Origin of the sequence: Methylocystis sp. Sn-Cys, from assembly GCF_016745395.1 — a bacterium.
In the GTDB taxonomy this organism is placed as follows: domain Bacteria; phylum Pseudomonadota; class Alphaproteobacteria; order Rhizobiales; family Beijerinckiaceae; genus Methylocystis; species Methylocystis iwaonis.
In genome coordinates this window covers 50,001-74,381 of record NZ_JAERVJ010000006.1, presented here as the reverse complement: position 1 = coordinate 74,381, position 24,381 = coordinate 50,001, and the positions used below count along the sequence as shown (strand labels likewise).

The window sequence follows — 24,381 nt, the reverse complement described above, 5'->3', positions numbered from 1 at the left end:
CGGATGAAGCTCTATAGGTAGAATTTCCTCGGGCGACGCCGGAGAACGGCGTGTGATAATCCGAGGAAACCCCCATGAACAAACCAGCCTTCATCCGTTCGATTCAACCCAAATTCAAAGAGCATTACGGGAACTTTATTGGTGGCCGATGGGTCGAGTCGGCGAATGGCCGACATTTCCAGAATCCGTCGCCGGTCAACGGGCAAATCCTCTGCGAAATCCCACGATCTGACGCAGCGGACATAGAGCTGGCGCTCGACGCCGCCCATGCGGCAAAAGACTCCTGGGGCAGAACCAGCGTCGCCGAACGCGCGCGCGTTCTGAACCGGATCGCCGACCGCATGGAGCAGAATCTCACGATCCTTGCCGAAGCCGAGAGCTGGGACAACGGTAAGCCGATCCGAGAAACCACCAAAGCCGACGTGCCGCTGGCGATTGATCACTTTCGCTATTTCGCCTCGGCAATACGCGCGCAGGAAGGAGGCCTTTCGGAGATCGATCAGGATACTATCGCCTATCATTTTCACGAGCCGCTCGGCGTCGTCGGTCAGATTATCCCTTGGAATTTCCCGCTATTGATGGCGGCGTGGAAGCTCGCCCCTGCGCTCGCCGCCGGCAATTGCGTCGTCCTCAAGCCGGCGGAGGTGACGCCACTTTCCATTTTGATCTGGGCGGAGCTCGTCGCCGACCTATTGCCGCCGGGCGTCGTGAATATCGTCAATGGCTTTGGCGTCGAGGCCGGTAAGCCGCTTGCATCTTCCAAACGGATCGCCAAGATCGCCTTCACCGGCGAGACGTCGACGGGCCGCCTGATCGCCGGCTATGCGGCCGATAGTTTGATCCCCGCGACCCTGGAGCTCGGCGGCAAGTCGCCCAATATTTTCTTTGCCGATGTGATGGCCGAGGACGACGCTTTCCTCGACAAGGCGTTGGAAGGCTTCGTCATGTTCGCGTTGAACCAGGGCGAGATATGCACCTGTCCTAGCCGCGCGCTCGTGCAGCGGAACATCTATGACGCCTTCATGGAAAAGGCCCTGAAGCGCGTGGGCGCGATTGTGCAGGGCGATCCGCTCGACGAGAAGACGATGGTCGGCGCGCAGGCCTCTCGCGAACAGATGGACAAGATCCTCTCCTATATCGACATCGGCCGGAAGGAAGGCGCTGAACTACTGATCGGCGGCGGCAAGGCGGAGCTGCCAGACGATCTCGCGGGCGGCAATTATGTGCAGCCGACAGTGCTGCGTGGCCACAACAAGATGCGCATTTTCCAGGAAGAGATTTTCGGTCCGGTCCTTTCCGTCACGACGTTCGACACCGACGAAGAAGCAGTGGAGATCGCCAATGACACGATCTTCGGCCTCGGCGCTGGCGTTTGGACGCGCAACGTCAACCGCGCTTATCAAATGGGCCGCGCCATTCAGGCAGGACGCGTTTGGACCAATTGCTACCACGCCTATCCTGCCCATGCCGCCTTCGGCGGCTACAAGCAATCGGGCGTAGGCCGCGAGAACCACCATATGATGCTCGGTCACTACCAGCAGACGAAGAACCTGCTGGTCTCCTACAATCCGAACAAGGTTGGTTTCTTCTAGAACCCGTCACGGATTTGGCGCGCGCCGCGTGGGCGCAGATGGAGCCGCTGCGTTCGGGCAAGCTAGCGATCCCGGGCGCAGCGGCAAGGATAACTGGCGTTTCATGGAGGCCGTGCTTTCGGTTGTTCGAAGAAGCGGGTGCGCGATTTTGGGGTAGCACGGATGCTCGCTGAGTTTTCCTGCGCTATCGGATTAGTATCCTCGCGACCGGGGTGACGAGCGTGCAAACAGAGGGCTGGAAACCACAAGGATGAGCGGCTGCACGCAAGCCGGGGACATGATCCCTCGTCAGCTATGACCGCGAGGGGGCGCGAACCAATCCCATGCAGCCAGGCAACCACTCGCGCCAATGGCGCGGTAGCTTGTCATGCTTCCAACCGCGTTGTTGAGGCCTAGCCCATGCGAAACGTCTTGCTCGACGGGACCAATTTGCGTCTATCGAGGATCGGATTTGGCACAGGTCGGCTTTTTAGCCTGCGCTCCATAGGCTCGACGTCCGCGCGTCATCGTCTTCTCGCGGCGGCCTATGATTCGGGAATCACGCATTTCGACACGGCGCCCTCTTATGGAAGCGGCATCGCGGAGAGCGACTTGCGAGCAATCCTGGCTTCGCATCCAGACGCGACGGTTGCGACGAAAGTTGGGATTTACACAGCAGGGGGTGAAGATCAGACGCCCATTTCTGTAGCGCTTCGGAAAGGCGTAGGAAAAATCTTACCATCCCTTTGCAAGAAGACCGTGGATTGGAGTGTCGATCGAGCGCGAAGATCCCTCGACGGAAGCTTAAGGCGGCTGGGTAGGGAGCGTGTCGATCTCTATCTGCTGCACGAACCTCACGCCCATCTGCTGGCCGCCGACGAGTGGCTTCGGTGGCTCGAATGCGAGCGGGATCGCGTGGCGAATTTCGGAATTGCATGTGAAGCGGGACGGCTTGCGCCATTTCTTGCCAGCGAGTCGCCGCTCGCCAAGATCGTACAATGTAGCGACAGCGTCGAGGGCCGCGAAGCAGACGTCTTGATCCAAGCCGGCCGCCCCCTTCAGATCACCTTCGGCTATTTTTCTGAAGCGAAGCGTCATCCGAATTTTTGCGCGGAAAAAGCGCTCGCAGGCGCGCTGCGACGAAATTCCGCCGGATGCATCCTCGTATCGACAGGGCGGCCGGAGCGAATCGGCGGTCTCGTGAGCGCCGTCGATAAGCACGACGCGACCGCAGCGGTCGCGTGCGCCTCTTAGAGCGCATTGCGCAAAAGGTGCTAGGCTTTTGCGAAAGGTATGCGCTCCACGTTTTTTAATCTGCGCGCTTTCTCATCGCTCGCATGATCCCATGCGAGCCAAAACGCGCTGGAGAGTGTCGCGATGATCCAAAATCTCATGACATCAAGCGCGGACCAAAAGTTGGAGGCCGACGTCGCCATTATCGGCGGAGGCACGGTCGGTCTCGTTATCGCCGTTCTCCTTAGTCGAAAAGGCTTGCGCGTCGTCGTCGTCGAGTCGGGTCAAGAACAGCAGACGGAAGACAGGCACCCTCTCAATGAGGTCATCCAAACTGGGGCTATTTATAAGGGCGCCGAGGAAGGACGATTCCGTTGCCTCGGGGGCTCCTCCACCAGATGGGGCGGCGCCCTGATCCCTTTCTTGCCGCAGGACGCCGATCCCATCGCGGGTTGGGACGCCATATGGCCCGTCGGCGTGGAAGCCTTCACCCGCTACCAGGGGGACGTCGAACAACTGTTTGGCGTCAGTGAGGGCCCATACGAGGCGCCCGAAGTGGTCGGCCATAAGGAGGCCGCTCAGCTCGATTTCATACCCCGCCTTGCCAAGGCCATACCGGTCTCCAATCGAAACACGGCGAATCTTTTGCGTAAGGAGCTCGAACGCGAAAGCGGTCCGCAGATATGGCTCGGCGCCACAGTCAGTGATTTCTCTCTCGACTCTAGCGGACGCATGGAAACCGTTTGCGCGAGGAGTTTGAATGGCCGGCTCCTTTCCGTGAAAGCGCGGGAAGTTGTCGTCGCCGCCGGCGCCATCGAGAGCACGCGCATTCTCCTCCTTTTGGACCGGCGCTACGGGCACAGAATCTTTGCTCCCGACAACATCCTCGGCCGTTTTTTCCACGACCATCTCGCGGCGCCGACGGCCCGAATACAGGTCTGTGACGATCGCGCTTTGAACCGAACCGCGGGAATCCGCTTCGAACACAAGATGCTCAGATTTCTTCGTCTCGAGCCGAACCCGAAGCTACGCAAAAGGCTTGGTTCGTGCACCGGCTTTGCGCATATTTCCTTTGCTTCTCATTCGCAAAATGGTTTGGACGCCTTACGTGGAATCGTCGGCGCGCGACAAGAGGGACGATTTCCTTCCACGAGCGATTTATTGCTCCTGGCGTCCCAACTGCCCTGGTTTGCCCGCGCAGTCTGGTGGCGCATGGCGGAGAAACGCCTTCTCTATCCGCCAGGCGCGACTCACCAACTCGAGATGGTTATCGAGCAGACCCCCCTCGCGAGAAACCGGATCACACTTTCCTCCGAGCGAGGGGATTTCTTTGGGAATCCTCTCGCCGAGATAGATTGGCGTCCAAGTGACGAAGACGCCCGTAACGCCGCCATATTGACCGAACATTTCGTGCGCTTCTGGGAGGCAAGCGCACTCGCCTCGGTCGCCAGATTCGAGATCAAGCCACAAGCGACGATTCTCGAAGAGCTGGCGTCGGGAGGAGGCGTCTATCACCCTGGAGGCTCGACCAGGATGGGGAAAAGTCCAACGACCGGCGTGGTCGATAAAAACCTCCAAACATTCGCCATCCCGAATCTGAGCGTCCTCTCAACGTCGGCTTTTCCCACTGGCGGAGGCGCAAACCCGACAATGATGTTACTGATGGCGGCGTTTCGGCTTGCCGATCGGCTTACGCCGCGACTGCTCAAAACAGGCAGAACATACTGCTTAGAATCTTGAGCGCGCGCGAACGTCGAGATCGATCGAACGTCTACATCTCGCCGGCCCAAAATCGCCGAGGCCAATGGGTCTGCGGCTTCGTTTCTTCTCGCATAAAGCGTCGTATTAGGAGGCTTTCTCAGACGAGCCCGCGCCGGCAAGTTGGGCCGGCGTCCCAACTAAAACTCTCTCCTTGCCCTCGGCAAAATCGCTGCCGTGGATCGACGGCGCAAAATGTTCGTCATTAGAAGCCGAGCGTTCTTTTCGAGTGGGCAAAAGCCGCCACAGCCATTTATTGAAGGGCTTTTCGACGGAAAAGTGGAACGCGAGAGCAAAAGAGACCGCGGCTGCAATCGAGCCCGCGTGCCAAAGCAAGATTGCTGGTCGGGGCAGTCCGACGAATAGCCCGCCAATCTTACCGAGAGCTGAAAGCACGAGCCAGTGGCTGAGATACAGCACGTATGAGCTATCTCCCATCACCCGCAGGAAGCGCGTCGTCAAAGACGTTTGTGACGCCCATCTCTCGAGCCCAATCGAGCCTGTGATGAAGAAAAACCCCATTGTTCCGCAGCCGAATACGCGCAGCAAAGAAGGACCGGAGCTTCGCCAACGCTCGAGCGCCGCCCCCACAACAACATAAAGTGCGACGGCCAACAAAATCTGAGCAATTGGCTCGCGCGGAGCGACGCTTCGATGAAAGCGGTAGGCCAACGCTCCGAACAAAAATTCCACGTAATAGAGGCTCAACAATTGCCCGTTGACGAGGTCGATTCCAGCCAAATACAGAGCTATGCAGACCGCAGATAAAGAGGCGATCCAGGCAACGAGGCCTCTCGAGCCATTGAACATCAAAATCAGCGCCACGCTACAATAAAATATCATTTCCTGGATAAGCGTCCAGGCGACGCCGAGCACCGGCGCTTTATATTGGGGAATGAGAGACAGCGATAAGGCAATTCTTTGAATATCCGCCGCTCTATCTCCCGAGAGTCCGCCAACATTGAAATTATTGTTCAATGCATAGGCGGCAACCACGAGAAGCGAGAAAAACCAATACATCGGGTATATTCTAGCGACCCTCCTGGAAACGTATAGCCTAAATTGTGCCTCCTTCCCACTCATGACAAGCATACACATTATAAAGCCGCTCAGGCAGAAAAAAATATCCACCCCAAAATCAAGGTGCCTGAACGGGAACAGGTAATGTTCTTGCATGTATTCAAAGCTGTCGGATCGCCAGTACGTATCTTCGAAGTTCTTTATAGAGAGATGTGAATGCCAGACAACGATCATGAATGCGGCGAAAGCCCGCAATATCTGGATCGATACGAATTCTGAATGGCTACTCGCAGTCGAAGCGCGTGGGCCCATGATGCTCTAACCTTCTTTTGACTCTCTTCGCTGTCAAACGCGACGGAGTGGGGCGGCCCCAATGGGCAGATCGCGGCTATCTTGCGATTCATCGAGTTAGCGGTTTTGGGCGATGGCGCTATCCGCAGAACGACGGCGTCAGGGAAGGTAATTGGAAAGTCCGGAAACGGTCAATTGAACGCATGTGCAGGCTTACTTAGTCCAAAAGTTCAACCCATAAGATGCATAATCAGCGATCGTTCCATTGAGTGGCATGCGTGGGAGCGCTCGGCAACATCCTAAACCCTCGATCGCGTCGCCTGCTGCTCGGGAAATACCCTCCGGAGTTAACTCTAAGTAGGCACGCGACAAATCTTTTGTGTCGGACCCCGACCACAAAATGGCTGCTATGTTGTTGTCGGTTCTAAACGACACAGTGAGCGAATAGATTGAGAACCTTTCACGCGAATTTTGAACGCACTCGAACAAAATACTGCCGCGCTTCAACACGCGTTCCCATTGGAGTCGCCGGCGTCTTATTCCTTGGTTGCGTGGCGGACAGCGGCGGCTATGCGGCCGAAAGGAGAGTATCCCCCTCCGGAGGGGATGACACCTTGGCGGTCCGATCCGCGATCATCGCGGCAGCCTTTGGCGATGTAATCATCTTTTCTCCGGGGCTATTTCACCTTGGCGAAATCGCCCTCAAATCGGGCGTTACATTTCAAGGAGAGAACGCAATCCTGAGCGCGATGAGCTCGAGCCCAATCTTTACCGCGGATCCAAACGACAGCCACGACATCAGGATCGATTCTTTCTGCTTCTTGGGCAACGGCGCCAATCCAATGCGAGGCGTGATCAGACTGTTTGGGAATGCGTCGCCCGATTCCGTGTCGAACATCGAGATTTCGAACTCGACGTTTCGACATAACGGACTGACCTTCAATTTCCTGAAACGCGCACGGATATCGGGCAACCGGTTCGAGGACGTCGCCGCAGGCGGCTCCGGCGTCTACGGGTATAATCTCGATAATTCGTCGATCGACCACAACGTCTTCAAAAATGTTTATCAGGGAATGAGCATCGTACTCGGTGACGTCGAGAATCAGGGACGGAACGTTATCGTCTCGGATAATGTCGGACTGGGGATTTCCCGTATGGGAATCGAGATCCAGGGAAAGGCTCCGCCACGACCCGGAGAAAGTCGGAATCTTCTCGTTCAAGGCAATCGCTTCTCGACCTGGAACAATCCGGCCGCTGACACAATCGGATATTCGATCGTCACCGACGGTGGAGTAGGGACAAAGGTGATCGGCAATTATGTGCAAACGACATTGCGGACCGGCATTGGAATTGAGATTTCCGGCGAGAGTGCAATTGCGGAGCGAAATTATGTCGACGGATTTGAAGTGGGGATTACGGCCTATTCCGCCGGCGACGTCATAACGGGCAATACTATCATCAACAGCGCCCATCGCCCGGCGTCCACATTCGGGCGCAGCGACGTAACGGTCTCCAACAATAATACTGTCAAGGCCGAAAACCAGGCGCCGTTCGAACCAGACGACCCGGGGGATCGGCGCTGCATTATCCAGCCTTCCGAGCATCATTAAGCACAGCCATCCGTGAGATTGGAAAGTGACCATGGAAGGACCTTCCGCCGCGACTGTTGATGACGCGCAGGGCGAACAGAAGGCGACGGCGCTCGACTTTGCGCGTCTGAGAAAAGCGCCCAGCGGGTTACTTCATTTCATCAAAATCATGTCGGCCATTGCCGAACAAGCTATTTTCGCCGGCACGAACTTCATGCTGACCGTTTTGCTCGTGCGCTGGATGCCGATCGATCACGTGGGCGTATACAGCTTCTGCTATTCCCTGATTATCGTAACCTGTATGCTATTCGAAGCGCTCGTGTCTGAGCCAATTCCGATCCTCGGGCCCGCCAGATACGCAAATCGCCTGCGCTGCTATACGGGAGCGGTCGTCTTCCTGCATTTCGCTACATCAGTGTTAGCATCTTTGGCGCTTCTGGCGGCGGGATCGATTTTTCACGATCGGGGATCTCCCCTCATTGCGGAGACGATGGTGGGGGCCCTCATTGCAGCGCCGCTGCTGTTCCTGCGCCCGATGACGCAACAGTTGTGTTACACGCATTCCTATAACGGATTGTTTGCGCTTGGCGGAGTGGCTTACGCCATCTTGGCGCCGGCATTTCTGTTCGTTCTGCACATCGCCGGCGTTTTGAGGCCGTCTTACGCCATTATCTCGATCGGGGGAGCGATGGCTCTTCCCTGCCTGTTTATTATGGTCGTATTTCTTCGTCCCGATTTAAGGCTCGCGCGCGTCGGGTCGATGATCCGCGAGGTGTTGCGCGACCATTGGCGCTATGGGCGCTGGGCCATTATCGCTCAGACGAACCACTGGCTCGGCGGCAATATTTTCCACTTGGTGGGACCCTCCATGATCGGCCTCGAGGCAACTGCAGCCGTCCGCGCTATTTTCAACATGATCTTGCCGGTAAATCTTGCGACGGCGGCGACTTTATCGGCGGCCGCGCCAACGCTTGCGAGGTACCATTCGGCCAACCAGCGCGATCGATACCGAAGAACGCTCGGGCTTTTCGCCGGCACAGTTTTGAGCGGGACCGCCGTCTACGCGTTCCTGTTTTCTTTCGTTGGCATGCAAGCCATTCACTATTGTTATCGAGGCGCGTTCGACAAGCTCGTTAGCCCGTCGCTGATCGTGTGGCTTTGTGTCATCCCGGTGCTTTCCGTTTTGAACGCAATCGTGGAGCTCAACTTACGCCTCAACGGCAAGATGAAATCCATAGCCCTTTCCAAATTTGCTTGGACGGCGTCAACGATGACGATCGGCATAGCCGCATGCGCGGCATTCGGATTGTTGGGCGTCTTCATCGGTTGGGCGCTGAGTAGCGTAATTCTTCTCAGCCGCAACATATGGTGTTCCTACCGGTTATCGAAGCGTGCGTCTGATGCGCAAGGTCACAGGGACTAGGAGGATTGGATGCTCAATTTTGCCCTGGCCCTGGTCCTGGCGGGAAACCTGATCCTGGGATTTAGCTTCATGCAGATCAGGCTGCCGGGACTCGGCATCCCCCTTGGGGAAACTGTTCTGATTTTGGGCTTGCTGGGATCGAATGTGGTGAGCTCATTGCTCGAGATGAGGTCGGTTATCCGACTGTTCCCCCTCGTCGCGTGGTGGTGTTATGCGATCGGTTGGGCGGTGTTTTTTACGCCCGAATACGGATTGTGGGCGCTGCGCGACGCGTCCCAAGCGATCGACTCGCTTTATCTGATCGTAGGATATTCGTTTGCGTCACAACAGCAAGCCTTGGAACGGTTGTTCCGCTGGCTTCCGGCAGCGCTTGTTGTCGCTGTCGCCTATGCCAGCGTCGGCTATCTTTTTAGAACCGAAATTATAGCGGCGTCGCCTCAGATCGTATCCGAGCATGGTGAGGCGGTTCCTATATTCGGCCTGTTCAACACGGGGGACGTCGTCATCTTTTGGGCGGCGGCCTATCTCATCATCAGATTTCCGGGTGCGCCTTGGGCCGCCTTGCTGGCGGGCGCGCTGGCTTCTTATATCATTGTCGTTTTCCAAAATCGCACCGCCTATATGCAGCTCGCCGCGCTCTTGTTGCTAATGTGGTTCCTGCGTAGATCGGCGATACGACCGCTTTTATCTTTTGCGCCTCTTTTGGTTGCTGCGCTGGCGGCGATCGAAGTCCTGGAATTGCACGTTCCGGGGCGCCTGACGAGTCAGGTTTCTCTTTCGTTTTTCGTCGATCACATTGCTGCGATGGTCGGAATCTCGGACGGGAGCAACGACGCGATATCCGCCGCCGCTTCGGGCGTGGATCAGCGCATGCAATGGTGGACCGACCTGATTGATCGAGTTACCGCGGATTCCACGACGTTCCTCACCGGTCTGGGGTTCGGATTCCCGCTGATCTCGTTTGGAAATGTCGCGGGAATTCAAGTGCGAGAGCCACATAATTCTATGATGTCTGTTTTTTCTCGATGCGGCCTGATCGGATTTGCCGTCTGGTTCTGGATGCATGCCGAGCTCTTTTACGCCGCCCTGAAAGCATTTTTTCGCGCAGGCGCCCATTTGCCTTCCCGCCTCTGGCAGGATCGAATCTTTGTGATGTTAGCCTTTATCGTGCTCGTTCTTATGGGCTCGTTAGGCGAAGACAATCTGGAAAAACCCTATTTTGCGATCCCATACTACTTCCTCTGGGGCGTCATTTTGCGCGGAGCGTTTGCACTGGGCTCGTTCCGTAAAAATTGTGGGTCAAACTGCATCACCTCGTCGTCGAACGTCGGCGTATCGCCTTCTGGCGGCTCTTTATCTTCTGCGACAGGAGGGTGAGCGCGCCGGTAGGAACCGCGTCTACCGCCTCGATCGCGCGGAAGGCCTGCGGTGAGGTGTCACCGGGGCCATTTCTGTTTCGGCCTTGGTCGTCATACCGCACGACAAGCCCTACTGAGAGCTGGCTTATGCGCGGTTCGATCCCGTGGCCCAATGGCCGGGCCGTTTGCCGTCTGCTGCCGGAAGGCTGAGAACTTGCCCCGATCCGTCTTGTCTAGGCCGACGAGGAGAACGGGCGGATGAAGGAAGCTGCACTAAACCAGAATTAAAGCGACAAGGCGCCGTGAGGCTCTTGAGACTACCGTGGCCGTCGAGGCGCGCTCCACAAGAAATGTGCTTCTTGTAATCTTGGTTGCCTATTGACAAGCGGACAGCAATAAGAGACATGGAACTATGCGGCAGTTTTACCAGATAAAGGACTTTTTGCGCGCTTTTCGTGCGCACGCGGTCATTTGTCTAATTGTGCTGCAAGCACTCGCCTTTCTTTTCGCGCCCGTCAGCCGGAGCCACGTCCAGAACGATATTCCCGGGGTTTCGCTCGCTTTGGTTGGCGCAATTTGCGGGGACGACGCGCCTCATGGCGATCCAGCGCATTCTACTCACGATTGCCAGTGTGTGCTTTGTGCGGGCGCCGGACGCGACCATTGGAACGTGACGCCTGCGTTGCTCGCGGCTGTGGCGATCTTACTGACGCCGGATCTAGAAGAATCGTCGGCGGCGTCGAGTTCGCAAGAGTCTCCGTCGCTACCATCCCGACGTTTCCTCATACCGCTGTCCCGCGGGCCCCCGACCTCCCTCTCCTAATACTTCCACGCCGGGCGATTTAGATTCGCTCGGCCATCTTCTCGCACTGTTTTTGCGCACGTCGCGAACAGGAGGCGAAGCTATGTACATTTTTCGGGTGTTGGCGCTGTTCGTGGCGGTTTCTGCGCCTCTTGGCGTCGCGCGAGCCGCGCAGGATGATCGAGGCGACAAGCAGCAGGTCGCAATTCGTTTCTCATTGGCGGCTGGAGGCAATCCGGTCCGATGCGGACAAGACATTCCTGGCCTCGGAACCGGCGGCCGCTCTGCGCAGCTCCGTGATGCGAGACTCTATATCTCGGCTGCCACGCTCATCGACGCCGCCGGGCGCGAGGTTCCCATCGAATTGGACCAGAATGATTGGCAGTACGCAAACGTCGCTTTGCTGGATTTCGAGGACAAGACCGGCAAATGCGTCGGCAATGCCGACACATACGACACGATCAAGGGCCTGGCGCCGAAAGGACGTTATCGCGGCGTCAGCTTCGTCGTCGGCGTTCCAAGCGTCGTAAGGGATAAAGAGGGAAAGGACATCTTTCTCAATCACTCGAACTTCGCGACGGCGCCGGCGCCTCTCGACATTCAGGCGATGGCCTGGAATTGGCAGGCCGGGCGTAAGTTCATCAAGGTCGAAGTCGATCCGGAGGGAGGCGTGACGCGCCCTCCGATCACGCCCAAGCTTGCGCCGGGCAGTGCGGACGGCGCTACGGCGAGCGCCATTGGCGCTCCCGCAATGGCCGATGCGCTGAAGCCGGCGCCTGCGAAGGTCAACGCCGATGGCACAGTCACCGTATCGACCTGGATGCTGCATTTAGGCTCGACTGGGTGTCGTGGCGACGCGGTAAAAGGCGAGATCACCTCTTGCGCCAGCGCCAATCGAATTCCGGTAAAATTTGCGTCATTCGACCCGGCCCGACAACGCGTGGTTTTAGATTTGGCGGCCTTGTTCTCCGGCATCGATCTCGGCCAAGACAAGGGCTTCTCGACGGGATGCATGAGCGGCCCCGCCGACCCCGAATGTGGGCCGATGTTCGAGAATTTGGCGCTTCGGCTCAAAGAAACCGCCCTTGACGCGAACGACGCCGGTAAACCATCCGGCGCGGTCACGAAAATTTTCCGTGTGGAGGCCGCGAAATGACTCATCGTCGTCTTGCCGTCCTTCTGACGGCTTTCACGCTGATCTCTCCCGCAGCTCATGGAGGAGCGGACCAAAACGAGTCTGCATGGCGCTGGTCCTTGCCGGATTTCTTGCCGCCGCCTCGCGTCCCGACGGACAATCCAATGTCGGAGTCCCGCTTCCAGCTCGGGCGTAAGTTGTTTTACGACACACGGCTGTCGGGAAACGGGAAGGAAAGCTGCGCCTCGTGCCATTTGCAGCGTCTCGCGTTCACAGACGGGCGCAAGCTCGGCGTGGGCGCCACGGGCCAGAACACGCCGCGCAATGCGCCGAGCATTGCAAACGTGTCCTGGCGCGCGACGCTTACCTGGGCCAACCCGGCAATGGTCACGCTGGAGCGACAGATGGAAGCCCCGCTCTTTGGCGAAGACCCGATCGAAATGGGCGTCAACGACAAGAACCGGAAGGAAATTCTTTCGCGCTTTGCAAATGACGCAACCTATCGCCAAGATTTCGCAGCGGCTTTCCCCGGCGAAGCGGAGCCGCTCACCTTTGGAAACATCATCAAAGCGATCGCCGTATTCGAACGCGGCGCTGTGTCAGCGAATTCGAAATACGACCTCTACCTCCAAGGAAACGCGACGCTGACCCCCGAGGAAATCCGCGGCAAGGATCTGTTTTTCGGAGAGAAAGCCGAGTGCCATCACTGCCATGGGAGCGTCAATTTCGACGATCAGTTTTATCACGCCAAAACCCGAGGCGTCGAAACGCCGTTCCACAATACGGGGCTGTATAATCTCGACAAGGACGGGTCATATCCAGCGCCCAATCGCGGCGTTTACGAGAACACTCACAAGCCAGAAGATATGGGGACATTCCGCGCGCCCAGTCTGCGGAACATCGCGGTGACAGCGCCTTACATGCACGACGGAAGCGTTGCAACTCTTGAGGATGCTGTCGAGATCTATGCCGCCGGCGGGCGGAACCTGAAGGAAGGCCCCTTCGCCGGCGATGGACGCCACAATCCAAACAAGAGCGCGCTGATCGTTCCGATTGATCTCAGCGAGCAAGAGAAATCCGATCTCATCGCGTTTTTGAAAACGCTTACGGATGAGTCTTTCCTCTCGTCACCGCGTTTCAGCGATCCGTGGAACGGTGCCTCGCCCTCGATCGGCGTCTCGGTCGTTACTCCGCCTCATTGAGAGCTTCTGAGGAATTCGGTCCGTGGCTAACAAGATTCGCCTGACGCGCGGCGTTTTTGCTTCACTCGCGTTGGCGCAGCATCATCTGCCGCGCGGGACTTGTCCCTAGAGCGCATTCTGATTCCATGCGAGCGGAAAGCGCGCTAGGCGGGTCCCCCTCGAGTCCTGGCGTTGGGCAAAAGCAAGGAATCGCGGAGGTCCATGCTTCTTCGCATCTTCCTATTAACAGTCGTCTTTTGGCAGGTGATTGGCGCACCGGCGACTTTCGCCGTGCGGGGTCATGGCCCGCGCATAGAGGGCCAAATCTGCCGGATTGGCGCCTCGCCTGGACCGCCTCTGAACCCTATCGAATCTCCCTATGCGTGCGATTGCAACTTTTTCTGTGGCGCTTGCGGGGATCTGCAGCCGTTCCTGCACGCCCAAGATCACGCGGCCTACATAGGCAACTCTTCGACAGAGATCGGCGCGAGTCCTTGGGGCTGCGATGATCTATCGCCCCTGCATTCGCGCCGCCAAAGGGCGCGCGCTCCGCCCGTCTAATCTCCTTTCGCTTCTATCTCCAGTGGCCTTGGGTGTAGTGGCCATCGCGCTTGAATTGAACGCGTTGCAACGCACCCCGCATTGACGAGGCCGGCGCCCGGAACGCGTTTGCGCGCTAGACCGCGCTCAACGGCCAGATTGGACGTCGAGCCTTCAATAGAGGGCCGCCGGAATGCACGCGACCTCACCCTTTCACCAACCGGAGCGCAACAGCGCCCACAACACCGCGAGGTGCTCATGCGCCATTCATCCACCCTCGAGCGTTTGTTTCGCAATCACCATCGCGCGCTCACAAGCCGAGCGAAACGTCTGATCGGCGCACACGAAGCCGAGGACATCGTCCAAGAGGCTTATCTAAAAATGCTCGAAAAGGGAGACTGGGAAAATGTAACCAACGTCCGGAGCTATCTATCGAAGACCGCCTCGAACATCGCAATCGATTGGCTTCGCCGGGAGAGGGCGCGCAGCAAGTCCATCGCCAACGACGTAGCATTCACACAATTGGCGAGTGGCGAGGCGTCTGTTGCCGTCGCCTCGATCGAATCGGACCCGATGTTTCACTTGAAAATGATCCTTGGTCATCTGCCGCCGGATTGCCTCAGAATCTTCCTCCTAAGCCGGGTTCTCGGGCACAGCCACGCCGAGGTGGCGAAAGAAACCGGCCTGTCCGTTCGAACTGTCTATCGCTGTATCAATCGCGCACTCGAGCTTCTGGATGTCGATTCTGGCAAAGCTGAAGGCCAGGCGGCGCAACGGTCCGGGGAAGCCAGCCGACCTTCAATTGGCGCCCATAAGAAAAAACTAATTCAGCAGAGTCCGATTTGCCCGGCGCCGATCGTCTTACCTAACGGGCCTCCCAATTCGGAGCCTCGTCCGATCAAAATCGGACAAATTCACACCAGGAGAAACGCCATGAAAATTCGCATTGCCAAGCGCGTCGAGCTCAATGTCATCGGCCGCGCCAGCGCCCGTTGCGCGTCGACCTGCGCGATGACGAACGGCTAACCAACTGCCGAGGCCTTGCGTCGATCCCAGCCGGGATCGCCGCAAGCGCCTACAAAAGACGCAGAAAGGATAGAGCTACATGCGCATCGGCCTCAATTTCACGCTCGGCGACACATATGATATGGTGAAGCGATTGCTCGCTGAAGGTCATATCGACTACTGCGAGTTTCTAATCGACAATTTTTTCTGCGTCGACCCTGCGGAAATTGCCGGCGCTTTTGATTGCCCTGTCGGCTTCCACGTCATGTATTCGCGTTTTTTGGAAAGCGACGAGGCGACGCTCGTCGAATTCGCGAAGAGATTACGCGATTACATAGACGCCGCTGATCCGATCTACGTCTCGGATCATATTTTGCGGTTTTCGCATGACGGCCGGCAATTTTTTCATTTAGGAGAAATCGACTATTTTGCAGAGTATGATTTCGTGCGCGACCGGGCGCTGCGCTGGCAGGAACTGGTAGGCCAGAAAATTCATTTCGAAAACTATCCCTCTATCATGGATGGCGGCCTCGAAGCGCCTCGCTTTTTCGAACGCCTCGTCGACGACACCGGCGCAGGCGTGCTCTTCGACGCCTCCAACGCGATCTGTTCACATCGCAATTGCGGGACTCCCCTAGAGTCATGGGGACGCGTCATCGGTTCAGCCAAGCATTTTCACGTCGCCGGATACAGGCAATCTCTGATCGAGCCATATATCGCATTGGATACTCACGCCGAGGCGCTGGCGGCGGACACTCTGAGCTTCCTTCGGGATTACAGGTCGGTCTTCGACAAATCGGGCGCGACGATCACTTACGAGCGTGACGACGAGATCGAGTTCGACGCCATCGTCGAGGACCTCAAAGAGATAAGAAAAATATTCGCCGAACCGCTGGAAGGTCACAGGAATGAACTTGTCTTATCCGCCCACGAGAGCTGATCGCGATCTCTACCCCGCGCTCATGTCGGTCGAAGAGAGCGAAAACTTCCCGCGAAATCATAAGTCATTCGTGCGCATCGACACGAGCCTTCGCGTCTACTGGCACACGCTGTTCGATATATGTCCGGATTTACTGACTCTCTCGGGCCCGGATGGGATGGCGATCTTTCGACCCTTTATGACATGGGCCGCGCGCCGGCGTCTGGCCTTCGACTGGTCGTTTTATCTCTGGGTATATGTGTGGCTGCAAGAGTCGGAATTCAGGGATCGGTTGGATCGAGACGGGCTGCTTCAAACGATTATGGGCGCCTCTGCGGCGCGCTGGGCGATCCTCGATCGCAGCAGGGACTGTGGAATTGTGATCGGCTGCGCCGACACAAGCGATCTCGTGGTGGGCTGGAAATGCCACAGCATCCGGGGTGGGCGGCAAATCGAGCTCATCGAGCCCGAGGAAGCGCTGCCGCCGCCAGCCAATACGTTCGGGTATTTTACGCAGCCCGATTTCGAGCTCGGCGGATTTCCCGGATGGCAAGGCTTGTCGAGATGATCGACACGGGGTTCTGGCGTGGATATTCGATGCTCGCGGCGAGCGCCTGCGCTGCATCTGTGACCATGCAGATCGACCTTGCTATGATCGCCAGATCGGGAGGGCGCGTTGCGGGCGCCTTCGCCGTTCTCATGCGTATGACCTTGCTGGATGTGGCTTTGACGATCGCCTTGGCCTCCGTCGCCGGGATTGCCGCCGCTCATGCGACAGACCGTGACCATCTCGGTAGCGTCGTCGGCCAGTTATGCGTTCTTGTCACGGCGGTTGGCGTCGTCACGAGCGCTCTCGGCTTCTTTGCTTATCCGCCCCTGTTGGCGCAGTTGATAGGGACGGAGGAAGCAGCGCCTTTGATCGGCCAGCCCATCTTTTGGCTCGTCGCCGGCACGCCCTTGCGAATGCTCGCGAATGCACAAGGTTTTGTGCTGCATGCCCTCGGACAGGGTTCGGTGGTGTTCCGTTCGAAACTTGCCGAGGCGCCGTCGAAGTTTATTCTCAATTTCCTCCTCATGGACGCGCTCGGATTCGATCTAGCGGGGTGCATGATCGCCGGCTTCGTCATCGCAGCCGCTTCGTCCTTGTGGCTTTGGCTTCGTTTGCGAGAGCGCGGCGCCTGGTCGTTCGATTGGCCAGAGCGCGCCTTTGCGCGATGGTTTCTCTGGACAACATTTTGGGAATCCCATCGTATCCTGTCGCCTCAAGCGGCAATGCTCCTCGCCCTGGCTCTGTTCTCCTCCACGCGATTTAGCGGCTACGGCGTCGATCGTCTCGACGCCTTCGCGGCGGGGCAAGCCTTCATGTTGTTTGTTCTCAGCCCGATGCCCGTCTTGACGCGTTTCCTTGCCCTGCGTTTAACAGCCGTCGCGCCTCAGAAACAGTCACCCGCGATGATCAAATTGGCGCAATCCGGCGCGCCAATCGTTTCGATTATTGCAATTTCTCTATTCATTGGCCGCGACTGGATTGGCGACTCCCTATACCATCAGCACGGACCCTGGTGGTCGACGTTTATCGCCGTCTTGTCTCTATCACTTCCCATTCGATATTTGGGCTGCGTGTCGAGGGGAGCGATGCTCGCGCGTGGCAGGTTTCCCGAGCTCGCCATGATCGATGCGTTTGCGCAATGGCTCCTCACACCGCTGTTTCTGTTTCTCGGCCTTTCCGCTGATGCTCCGTGGTTGGCTTATCTTTCGCTCATCATTCCGGAGGTCGCTTGCGTCTGCTTGATTCCGGTCGCGCTCTGTCGATCGCGCCACAGCGCTTCCCTCTCACCGCTTCCATCCGAAGGGCCTATTCGATGATCCGACAGAGAGTGCCTGTGTTGATCGTAGGCGCGGGATACGCTGGCCTATCCGCCGCGACCCTGCTGGCCTGGCGGGGAGTTCAATGCATGCTGGTCGAACGGCGCGAGTCGACATCGAGGCTTCCAAAAGCGCATGGATTGAACAGGCGAAGCATGGAAGTGCTGAGGGTCGTCGAAGGCCTGGAAGAAGCGTTGCATTCTGCGAGCAGCGCTCCCGCAAACGACTCCACGCTCATCATCGCCGAGCGGGTCGTCGGGCCTGCAATCGCAACGCTGGTCACCAAGAACGCGCTCGACTCGACTCTCGTGTCGCCCGCGAAGGTATGCACGGCCGGTCAGGATCGCGTCGAGCCTGTGCTGTTGCGCTATGCCGAGGAACACGGCGCCGATGTCAATTTTACGACCACTCTTGTCGAGTTTCGCGCGATGAGCGAAGGCGTCGAAGCAGTCCTTCGTGACGAAAGGACCGGCGCCGAAAGGATCGTGTTTGCTGATTATCTCATCGCCGCTGACGGTGCTGAAGGGGCGATCCGAGAAGTCGCCGGCGTGAAGATGGACGGACCTGGCGTGCTAGCGCATACGGTCTCAATTCTTTTCGAAGCCGATCTGGCGTCGGTTTTGCCGAGCCGCGGGCTTGTGCTTTATTATCTCCGGCATCCGTCCTTCAGTGGCTCTATCGTTACCTGCGACGACCCAAATCTGTTCCAACTCAACGTCGAATACGACCCCGCCTTCGACAAGGCTTCGGATTTTGACTTGGACCGTTGCGCCCAATTTGTGAGGGACGCGGTCGGCCTGAGCGATCTTGAATTCGAGATACGCGACATTTGGCCGTGGAAGATGTCTGCCTTGATGGCCGATCGTATGTCGTTCGGCCGTGTATTGCTTGCCGGGGATTGCGCACATGTCATGCCGCCGGTGGGAGGATTAGGCGGGCAAACGGCGATACAGGACGCCGCAGACCTTGCGTGGAAGCTCGCCTTGGTGATCAAAGGGCACGCTGGTCCGACTCTGGTCGAGACCTACGAGCCCGAGCGTCGGCCGGTCGCGCGTATTGCCATTGCGCGGCAGATCGCCAATTACGTCGAACGTCTTTTGCCGGACCGGCAGGAGTTGCGCATTCCAGCCGATGAATATGACATGCTCTCGACCTCGATCGGGTATCGCTATCGCTCCAGCGCCATCATTTCGGAACAGGACGATAGTGGAAAAGCGGTAGAAAACCCGCTGGAGGCGAGCGGCGCGCCCGGAACCCGTCTTCCGCACGTCTGGTTGGTCCGTGGCGGAGAGCGACTCTCCTCTCACGATCTGATCGGCCGTCATTTCGTTTTGTTTGCGGGTCCAGAAGGCAAATGCTGGGCCGAGGCTGCGGAGGAAATCTCCAAGTCGGACCCGCCGCTTTCGTGCTACCGGCTGTCCAGCGACATAGCCGATGCTGGCGATCAGTTTCTCTCACGCTTGGGATTGTCTTCAAGCGGCGCGGTTCTGGTGCGCCCGGATGGCTATATTGCGTGGCGGTCGCGCGAGGGCCAACGGCAAGCGCATTCGGTTCTGGAAGGCGCTTTTGCGCGTGTGCGCGGCATGAGGTCTATGACGCAATCACACCAAGCCGAGGCTGAATCGCTGTTCGAAACGGGGCTATGAGTTCGCACCCACAAGGAACAACCCAAGGGTGTCGAACTCATGAGCTAAGAAGCAGGCGCACGCCGAGCGTCCTCGATCGGCTTTTGTTTCTAGCATCGGATGCCCCAATATGTGGAGGATGGACATGTCGCGGAGTGTCGGCGTCTCTGAAAGCCCATTCGCTTCCCAGCGTATAGCCGTCGACCAGAAACGGGTCGAGACGCTGCAGCTTCCTTATCGGGATTTCAGAGAGCTGTCTTTAGCTGGGGAGAATTGGCGGAAGTTGCCTTTAGAGGCGCGTCGCCAGTTCAGAAGCTATTATTTCTTCAATCCCCCAAAATGGCGGGTGTGGGCGCGGCGGCTGGGGTCGGCCGAACGCATGGAGCCCAGCTTCGCTTCAATCGGCGCAGTGCGTTCGGGCACGTCATTTCTATCGTCGTATATATTCCAGCATCCCCATGTGGTGCTCCCGCTTTCCAAGGAAATATCCTTTACAGAAACCATGAGAGACCTCATGGCGCATTTTCCCACTCTGGCCGAGCAACATGCCGCCGAACGGCGGTATGGCGGCGCGATCACAGGCTATTGCACGCCGGTGATGCCTAATCCGCTTTGGATATTCCTTGCCAAGTCGATGTTTCCGAATTTGCGAATCGTCTGCGTGCTGCGGGATCCGGTCGAACGCGCATTTTCTCATTGGCGCTGGGACCAAAAGCGATTTGTAGAACGAAAAAAGCTCGACCCGCATTGGAAGGGATTTCCCAGGTTCGAAACGCTCATTCGGACAGAACAAGAGACAATCCGAGCCGGGGGCATGGAGGTCCATGCCTTTTCAGGGGCGCGCGCTGGCTATTTGAGGCACGGCATCTATGCGCCGTTTCTTCGTTTGCTGGCGGAGCAGTTCGGGCGCGAACGCATTTTCGTCGTTGACGCCGCCGAACTCTTCCGCGATCCGGGCGGCGTTACGAAACGGATCTACGGATTCCTTGGCCTTCCGCAGATCGAGCCGCTTATTATCGACGAGCAAAACTCGGGTCCATCAGGCGCGCTTCCCGACGCGCTGCGCTCGGAACTCACAGAATTCTTCCGGCCCTATAATGAAGCGACGTACGAAATTGTCGGAAAAGATTTCGGTTGGGGAACAGCTTATACGGGGTCCGAGTGATTGGTGCGGCGCATTCCCGAGGCTCGCGCAGCGAGCGATCGGAAATGACAAGCGCCAATGCGAGTTATTCAAACGGGAATGGTGGCAGATGTTCTGGGAGAACCCAGCCTAATCTCAGGGCGCGCGTATTGTTCATTCCGGCGACGTTAGGCGGTGTCCGGCCTGGGGAGTGTCTGTGTGATCGACGATAGAGGAAATCCTCACGCAACTGCAATGCAGCCAATGAGCAGCCCCGTGCATCAGCGCACACAGAATATTCAGTGGCAGCCGACGCTGGTCGACAAGGCCAGGCGGGCCACTCAGAAAAGCCAGAAGCCTGTTGTCTTGTGGTTTACCGGACTTTCTGGAGCCGGCAAGACCACGCTCGCCAGTCTTGTCGAAAAACATTTGTACGAGAAAGGGAAACATACTTACCTGCTCGACGGCGATAACCTCCGTCACGGGCTCAGCAATGACCTTGGCTTTGCCGATGCCGATCGCGTGGAGAATATCCGACGCGTCGCCGAAGTCGCCAAACTGATGGTAGACGCTGGTCTCATCGTGCTCGTTTCCCTAATTTCCCCCTTCCGTTTCGAGCGACGTCTGGCCCGCGAAATCATGGCTCAGGGGGAATTTGTGGAGATTTTTGTGGATACGCCGCTCGAAGAATGCGTGAGGCGCGACTCCAAGGGCTTATATAAGCGTGCAATGTCCGGTGAGATCGAGAATTTTACCGGGGTTTCGTCGCCTTACGAGGAGCCCGAGAGCCCTGAGCTCCACATTCGGACCGTTGGTTGTGATCCCTTCGAGCTCGCACGCCGCGTCGAAGATTACGTGGACCTGCATATTCGCTAGACGAGACGTCTCTGTCCCCGACCGGACGCCCATGACGTCATTCTGGTCGACACCGCGCCGGACGAGCTTCTTCGCCGCCTGAAGGTGGGAAGATCTATGTTCCCAAGAGGGCCTGGTGGGCGACGCCAGCTCGAACTGCCGGGAACCGGCGCGTGAACAAGCTTCGGGTCCTCATTGTGGACGACGAGCGCAGATCAGGCGGGCCTTGAGACCGTCCCTGACCGCGAACGGCTACGAGGCGCCGGAAGCGGCAAGTGGCGAGCGCAGGTTTCCGAGAGCATGGCGCTCGGCCCTGTGCGCCATTTTCGCGCGCCGGCGAATTCGCCTTATCGAGGCCAGGACGGCGATCCTCCATTACCGATTAGCACGCCCTTGGCCCCCTTTCCGCTCGCATGGAATCAGGCGAGCGATGAGAAAGCGCGCAGCGCAGCGTCAAAAAGTTGGAGCGCATTCTAATCGCAAAAGTCCATCAACTTTTGCCAAAATGCGCTCTCGATTGCCGCGAAGGCGCGCCGCCGTCCCCTCGGCCTGCTGGCCGCGCACGGAAGAACTGCCGTGCCCTGGGCGCTCTCACTTACGCTCCCGCTTGAAGCGCAGGCAAGCTTTCCATTACCATCCGCCCGCTAAATAGCTAGAAATGTTGGAATAAGCCCGAACAGACAATATCGACGCGTGTTTGAATTAGGGGGCGCGCCATGGATGGCCGGCGCGATGCAAGGCCATTAGCCAGTAAACGAGCGGAGACCATCCTCGGGCATGTCCGAATGCGCGTCGCAATTAGATCGCAAACGCCATTTCCTTGTCCTGATCGTCGGCAGTGGCGGAGCAGAGCGGGAATTCGTTTGTCGTGCGCTCGAACGAGACGGGCTTATTGTGGTCGAGGCGCCTTATGGGCAGGACGGCCTCGCCAGATTGAGGCAGCTCAAGCCCGACTGCCTCGTCCTGGATGAAGGCTTGGAAAGCGAGCGCCATGAACTTCTTGCCGCCTTGCGAGAGGGCGGCGAGCTGTCTGGCTCCATTATCGCAATCGACGCGCATTCGACCGGAAATTTCGATGCGGAGACCGACGGGGTGGTCCATCTGCAAAAAAACACTCTCTCGGACGAAGGCGTCGCGGCCGCGGTTCGCGTTGCGGTCGATCTCGCCCTTATAACGAAAGAGAATAATCTTTTGGTTTCGAGATTTTGCGAAAGCAGGTGCCACTTGAACGCTTTTATTCGGCAGGCGCCGGTCGCGATCGCCATGTTCGACACGGAGATGCGCCACATCGCTTATAGTCACAAATGGCTAGACGCCTTTGGGATGCGGGCCGATGTGCTCGGTCGATCATTATACGACGTCCTTCCCAGGGTTCCGGAGCACTGGCGCAAACTGCACCGACAGGCGCTGCAGGGCGAAAGCGTCTCGCGGCGAGAGGATCTCCTTCTCTCCCCTGATGGGCGCCGCCAGTGGCTGGCTTGGGACGCATCGCCGTGGCGCGCCTCCGACCAAAAAATTGGCGGCGTTTTGCTCGCCGTCCAGGATATCACAGGGCGGCGGGCGATCGAGGACGCCCTCGAGACAAATCAGGCCCAGCTCGAGGCGGCCCTCGCAAGTATGACGGAGTCTATCGCAATTTACGGCGCGGACGGGCGGCTGACGCAGTTCAACGGGGGCTTCGTCAGATTCCATAGATTCGACGACGCCGAGGATTACAAAAAATCAGACCCCTCGCTTTTCGAATATTATGACGAGTCAGGGCATTTCGTGCCCTGGAGCGATCAGCCCGACCGGCGGGCGATGAAGGGCGAGACAGGCATCGGCCTCGTTTATCGCTTGCGGCGCAAAGAGACGGGCGCCCAATGGTTCGGGAAGTATAATTTTGGTCCCATCCGCGGACGCGGCGGCGAGATCGTCGGCGCCGTCGTTACCGCGCATGACGTTACGGAAGAGAAACGCGCCGATGAAGCCCGGCGAGAGGCGGAACGGCGCAAGGACGAATTTCTTGCGGTCCTCGCGCACGAGCTGCGCAACCCGCTCGCGCCGATCCACAATGCGGTTGAAGTTCTGCGGCGGACCGAAGACGCGCCCGCCGAAAAGCGACGCACCATGCTCGATATGATGGAACGCCAAGTGCGGCATCTGGTGCGGCTCGTCGACGATCTGATCGAGATTTCGAGAATCGAGCGCGATAAGATCGAGCTTCGGCGGGAGCGTTGCGAGCTTGCGTCGATCCTGCGAAATGCCGTCGAAACCGCGCAGCCCTTAGTCGAGCAGAACCGTCACAACGTCGGCCTTCATTTGCCTGCCGAGAAAATCGCCTTGCTCGGCGATCCGGTGCGGCTCGTGCAGATTTTCGCCAATCTCGTGAACAACGCCGCAAAATACACGCCGCCGGGAGGCGCGATCGAGATCCGGGCAGAGCGGCGGGGCGATGAGATTGTGGTCGTCGTGCGCGACAATGGCGTCGGAATCCCACCTGAGTCGCTGCCGCATGTGTTCGACCTTTTTATGCAAGGCGACTCGAGCCGCCGAGTCGGCGGGCTCGGCATCGGCTTGGCGCTCACGTGCAAGCTCGTGCAATTGCATGGCGGATCAATCGAGGCGAAAAGCGAGGGGCAGGACAAAGGCAGCGAATTTATCGTACGCCTTCCGCTTCAGCCTTCTGTTCCGCAGAGCGCTTCGCCGGCGAAAGCTCGAGGCAAGGTCTCGGATCGGCCGATCCGGGCGCTCGTCATCGACGACGATCTGGATGTAGGCAATAGTCTCGGCATATTGCTCTCGACCTTGGGCGCGGAAGTTCGAGTCGTCTACGATGGCCCTTCTGGCGTGGATGCTGTTCGCGATTTCGCGCCGGAGGTTGTGTTTATCGACCTTGGCATGCCGGGGATGGACGGTTGCGAAACCGCGCGGCGGATTCGCTCCAGCCAGATCGGACGCGAGCTCAGGCTCGTGGCGCTAACGGGCTGGGGTCAGGATGAGGCGCGCGCCAGGACCAAAGAGGCCGGCTTCGACGCCCATTTGATCAAGCCTGCCTCGCTGGAGGCTCTCGAGCAGGCGCTTCAAAGGGATGCGCAAGCGTGACCG

16 protein-coding genes and 2 pseudogenes are annotated in these 24,381 nt (G+C 58.1%); 16 read left to right on the top strand and 2 right to left on the bottom strand.

Features of this window, described 5'->3' with window-relative positions; genetic code table 11:
• Window positions 1-74 precede the first annotated feature (74 nt).
• Both JJT62_RS12785 and JJT62_RS19570 read left to right on the top strand, forming a co-directional pair.
• Window positions 75-1,592 carry an aldehyde dehydrogenase family protein gene (locus JJT62_RS12785; protein ID WP_202073157.1) on the top strand — a complete coding sequence of 506 codons (1,518 nt, stop codon included), beginning with the start codon at window positions 75-77 and terminating at the stop codon, window positions 1,590-1,592.
• A gap of 399 nt (window positions 1,593-1,991) precedes the next feature.
• Window positions 1,992-2,369: pseudogene (locus tag JJT62_RS19570) on the top strand (aldo/keto reductase); the annotation flags it as partial.
• 6 nt (window positions 2,370-2,375) lie between these two features.
• Here the strand turns inward: JJT62_RS19570 and JJT62_RS19175 are convergent.
• Window positions 2,376-2,669, bottom strand: a complete 294-nt coding sequence (locus JJT62_RS19175) for a hypothetical protein (protein ID WP_246744871.1) — start codon at window positions 2,667-2,669, stop codon at window positions 2,376-2,378.
• A gap of 279 nt (window positions 2,670-2,948) precedes the next feature.
• Between JJT62_RS19175 and JJT62_RS12775 the strand changes: the two genes are divergently transcribed.
• On the top strand, window positions 2,949-4,544 hold the full coding sequence (locus tag JJT62_RS12775) for an FAD-dependent oxidoreductase (protein ID WP_370568543.1): 1,596 nt from the start codon (window positions 2,949-2,951) through the stop codon (window positions 4,542-4,544).
• A gap of 105 nt (window positions 4,545-4,649) precedes the next feature.
• Here JJT62_RS12775 and JJT62_RS12770 read toward each other — a convergent pair whose 3' ends face one another.
• Complete coding sequence (locus JJT62_RS12770; RefSeq protein WP_255537268.1) at window positions 4,650-5,894, bottom strand: acyltransferase; 1,245 nt, start codon at window positions 5,892-5,894, stop codon at window positions 4,650-4,652.
• 593 nt (window positions 5,895-6,487) lie between these two features.
• Between JJT62_RS12770 and JJT62_RS12765 the strand changes: the two genes are divergently transcribed.
• From JJT62_RS12765 to JJT62_RS12705, 13 genes and pseudogenes are all read left to right on the top strand, one after another.
• Window positions 6,488-7,483, top strand: coding sequence for a hypothetical protein (locus JJT62_RS12765; RefSeq protein WP_202073153.1), 996 nt, complete (start codon window positions 6,488-6,490; stop codon window positions 7,481-7,483).
• A 31-nt stretch (window positions 7,484-7,514) separates the two neighbouring features.
• A complete protein-coding gene (locus JJT62_RS12760; RefSeq protein ID WP_202073152.1) occupies window positions 7,515-8,885 on the top strand; it encodes a lipopolysaccharide biosynthesis protein in 1,371 nt (456 codons plus the stop codon).
• Window positions 8,886-8,894: 9 nt separating this feature from the next.
• Window positions 8,895-10,262 carry a hypothetical protein gene (locus JJT62_RS12755; RefSeq protein WP_202073151.1) on the top strand — a complete coding sequence of 456 codons (1,368 nt, stop codon included), beginning with the start codon at window positions 8,895-8,897 and terminating at the stop codon, window positions 10,260-10,262.
• Window positions 10,263-11,148: 886 nt separating this feature from the next.
• Complete coding sequence (locus tag JJT62_RS12750) at window positions 11,149-12,201, top strand: MbnP family copper-binding protein (protein WP_202073150.1); 1,053 nt, start codon at window positions 11,149-11,151, stop codon at window positions 12,199-12,201.
• Window positions 12,198-13,382 (top strand): methanobactin export MATE transporter MbnM, encoded by a 1,185-nt coding sequence (locus JJT62_RS12745; RefSeq protein WP_202073149.1) that lies wholly within the window; start codon window positions 12,198-12,200, stop codon window positions 13,380-13,382. Before JJT62_RS12750 ends, JJT62_RS12745 begins: the two co-directional genes overlap by 4 nt.
• Window positions 13,383-14,159: 777 nt before the next feature.
• Window positions 14,160-14,927, top strand: coding sequence for a methanobactin precursor domain-containing sigma factor (locus tag JJT62_RS12740; RefSeq protein ID WP_202073148.1), 768 nt, complete (start codon window positions 14,160-14,162; stop codon window positions 14,925-14,927).
• Between the two features lie 79 nt (window positions 14,928-15,006).
• On the top strand, window positions 15,007-15,846 hold the full coding sequence (gene mbnB, locus JJT62_RS12735) for a methanobactin biosynthesis protein MbnB (protein ID WP_202073147.1): 840 nt from the start codon (window positions 15,007-15,009) through the stop codon (window positions 15,844-15,846).
• Complete coding sequence (gene mbnC / locus JJT62_RS12730) at window positions 15,815-16,393, top strand: methanobactin biosynthesis protein MbnC (protein ID WP_202073146.1); 579 nt, start codon at window positions 15,815-15,817, stop codon at window positions 16,391-16,393. Before mbnB ends, mbnC begins: the two co-directional genes overlap by 32 nt.
• Window positions 16,372-17,691, top strand: a complete 1,320-nt coding sequence (mbnM, locus tag JJT62_RS12725) for a methanobactin export MATE transporter MbnM (protein WP_370568542.1) — start codon at window positions 16,372-16,374, stop codon at window positions 17,689-17,691. The genes mbnC and mbnM overlap by 22 nt, the downstream gene beginning before the upstream one ends.
• Window positions 17,688-19,337, top strand: coding sequence for a methanobactin biosynthesis FAD monooxygenase MbnF (mbnF, locus tag JJT62_RS12720; RefSeq protein WP_202073144.1), 1,650 nt, complete (start codon window positions 17,688-17,690; stop codon window positions 19,335-19,337). The genes mbnM and mbnF overlap by 4 nt, the downstream gene beginning before the upstream one ends.
• Before the next feature lie 118 nt (window positions 19,338-19,455).
• Window positions 19,456-20,481 (top strand): sulfotransferase, encoded by a 1,026-nt coding sequence (locus tag JJT62_RS12715; protein WP_246744868.1) that lies wholly within the window; start codon window positions 19,456-19,458, stop codon window positions 20,479-20,481.
• A 240-nt stretch (window positions 20,482-20,721) separates the two neighbouring features.
• A pseudogene (gene cysC, locus JJT62_RS12710) lies at window positions 20,722-21,315 on the top strand (adenylyl-sulfate kinase); the annotation flags it as partial.
• A gap of 756 nt (window positions 21,316-22,071) precedes the next feature.
• On the top strand, window positions 22,072-24,378 hold the full coding sequence (locus JJT62_RS12705; protein ID WP_210340659.1) for an ATP-binding protein: 2,307 nt from the start codon (window positions 22,072-22,074) through the stop codon (window positions 24,376-24,378).
• Window positions 24,379-24,381 lie beyond the last annotated feature (3 nt).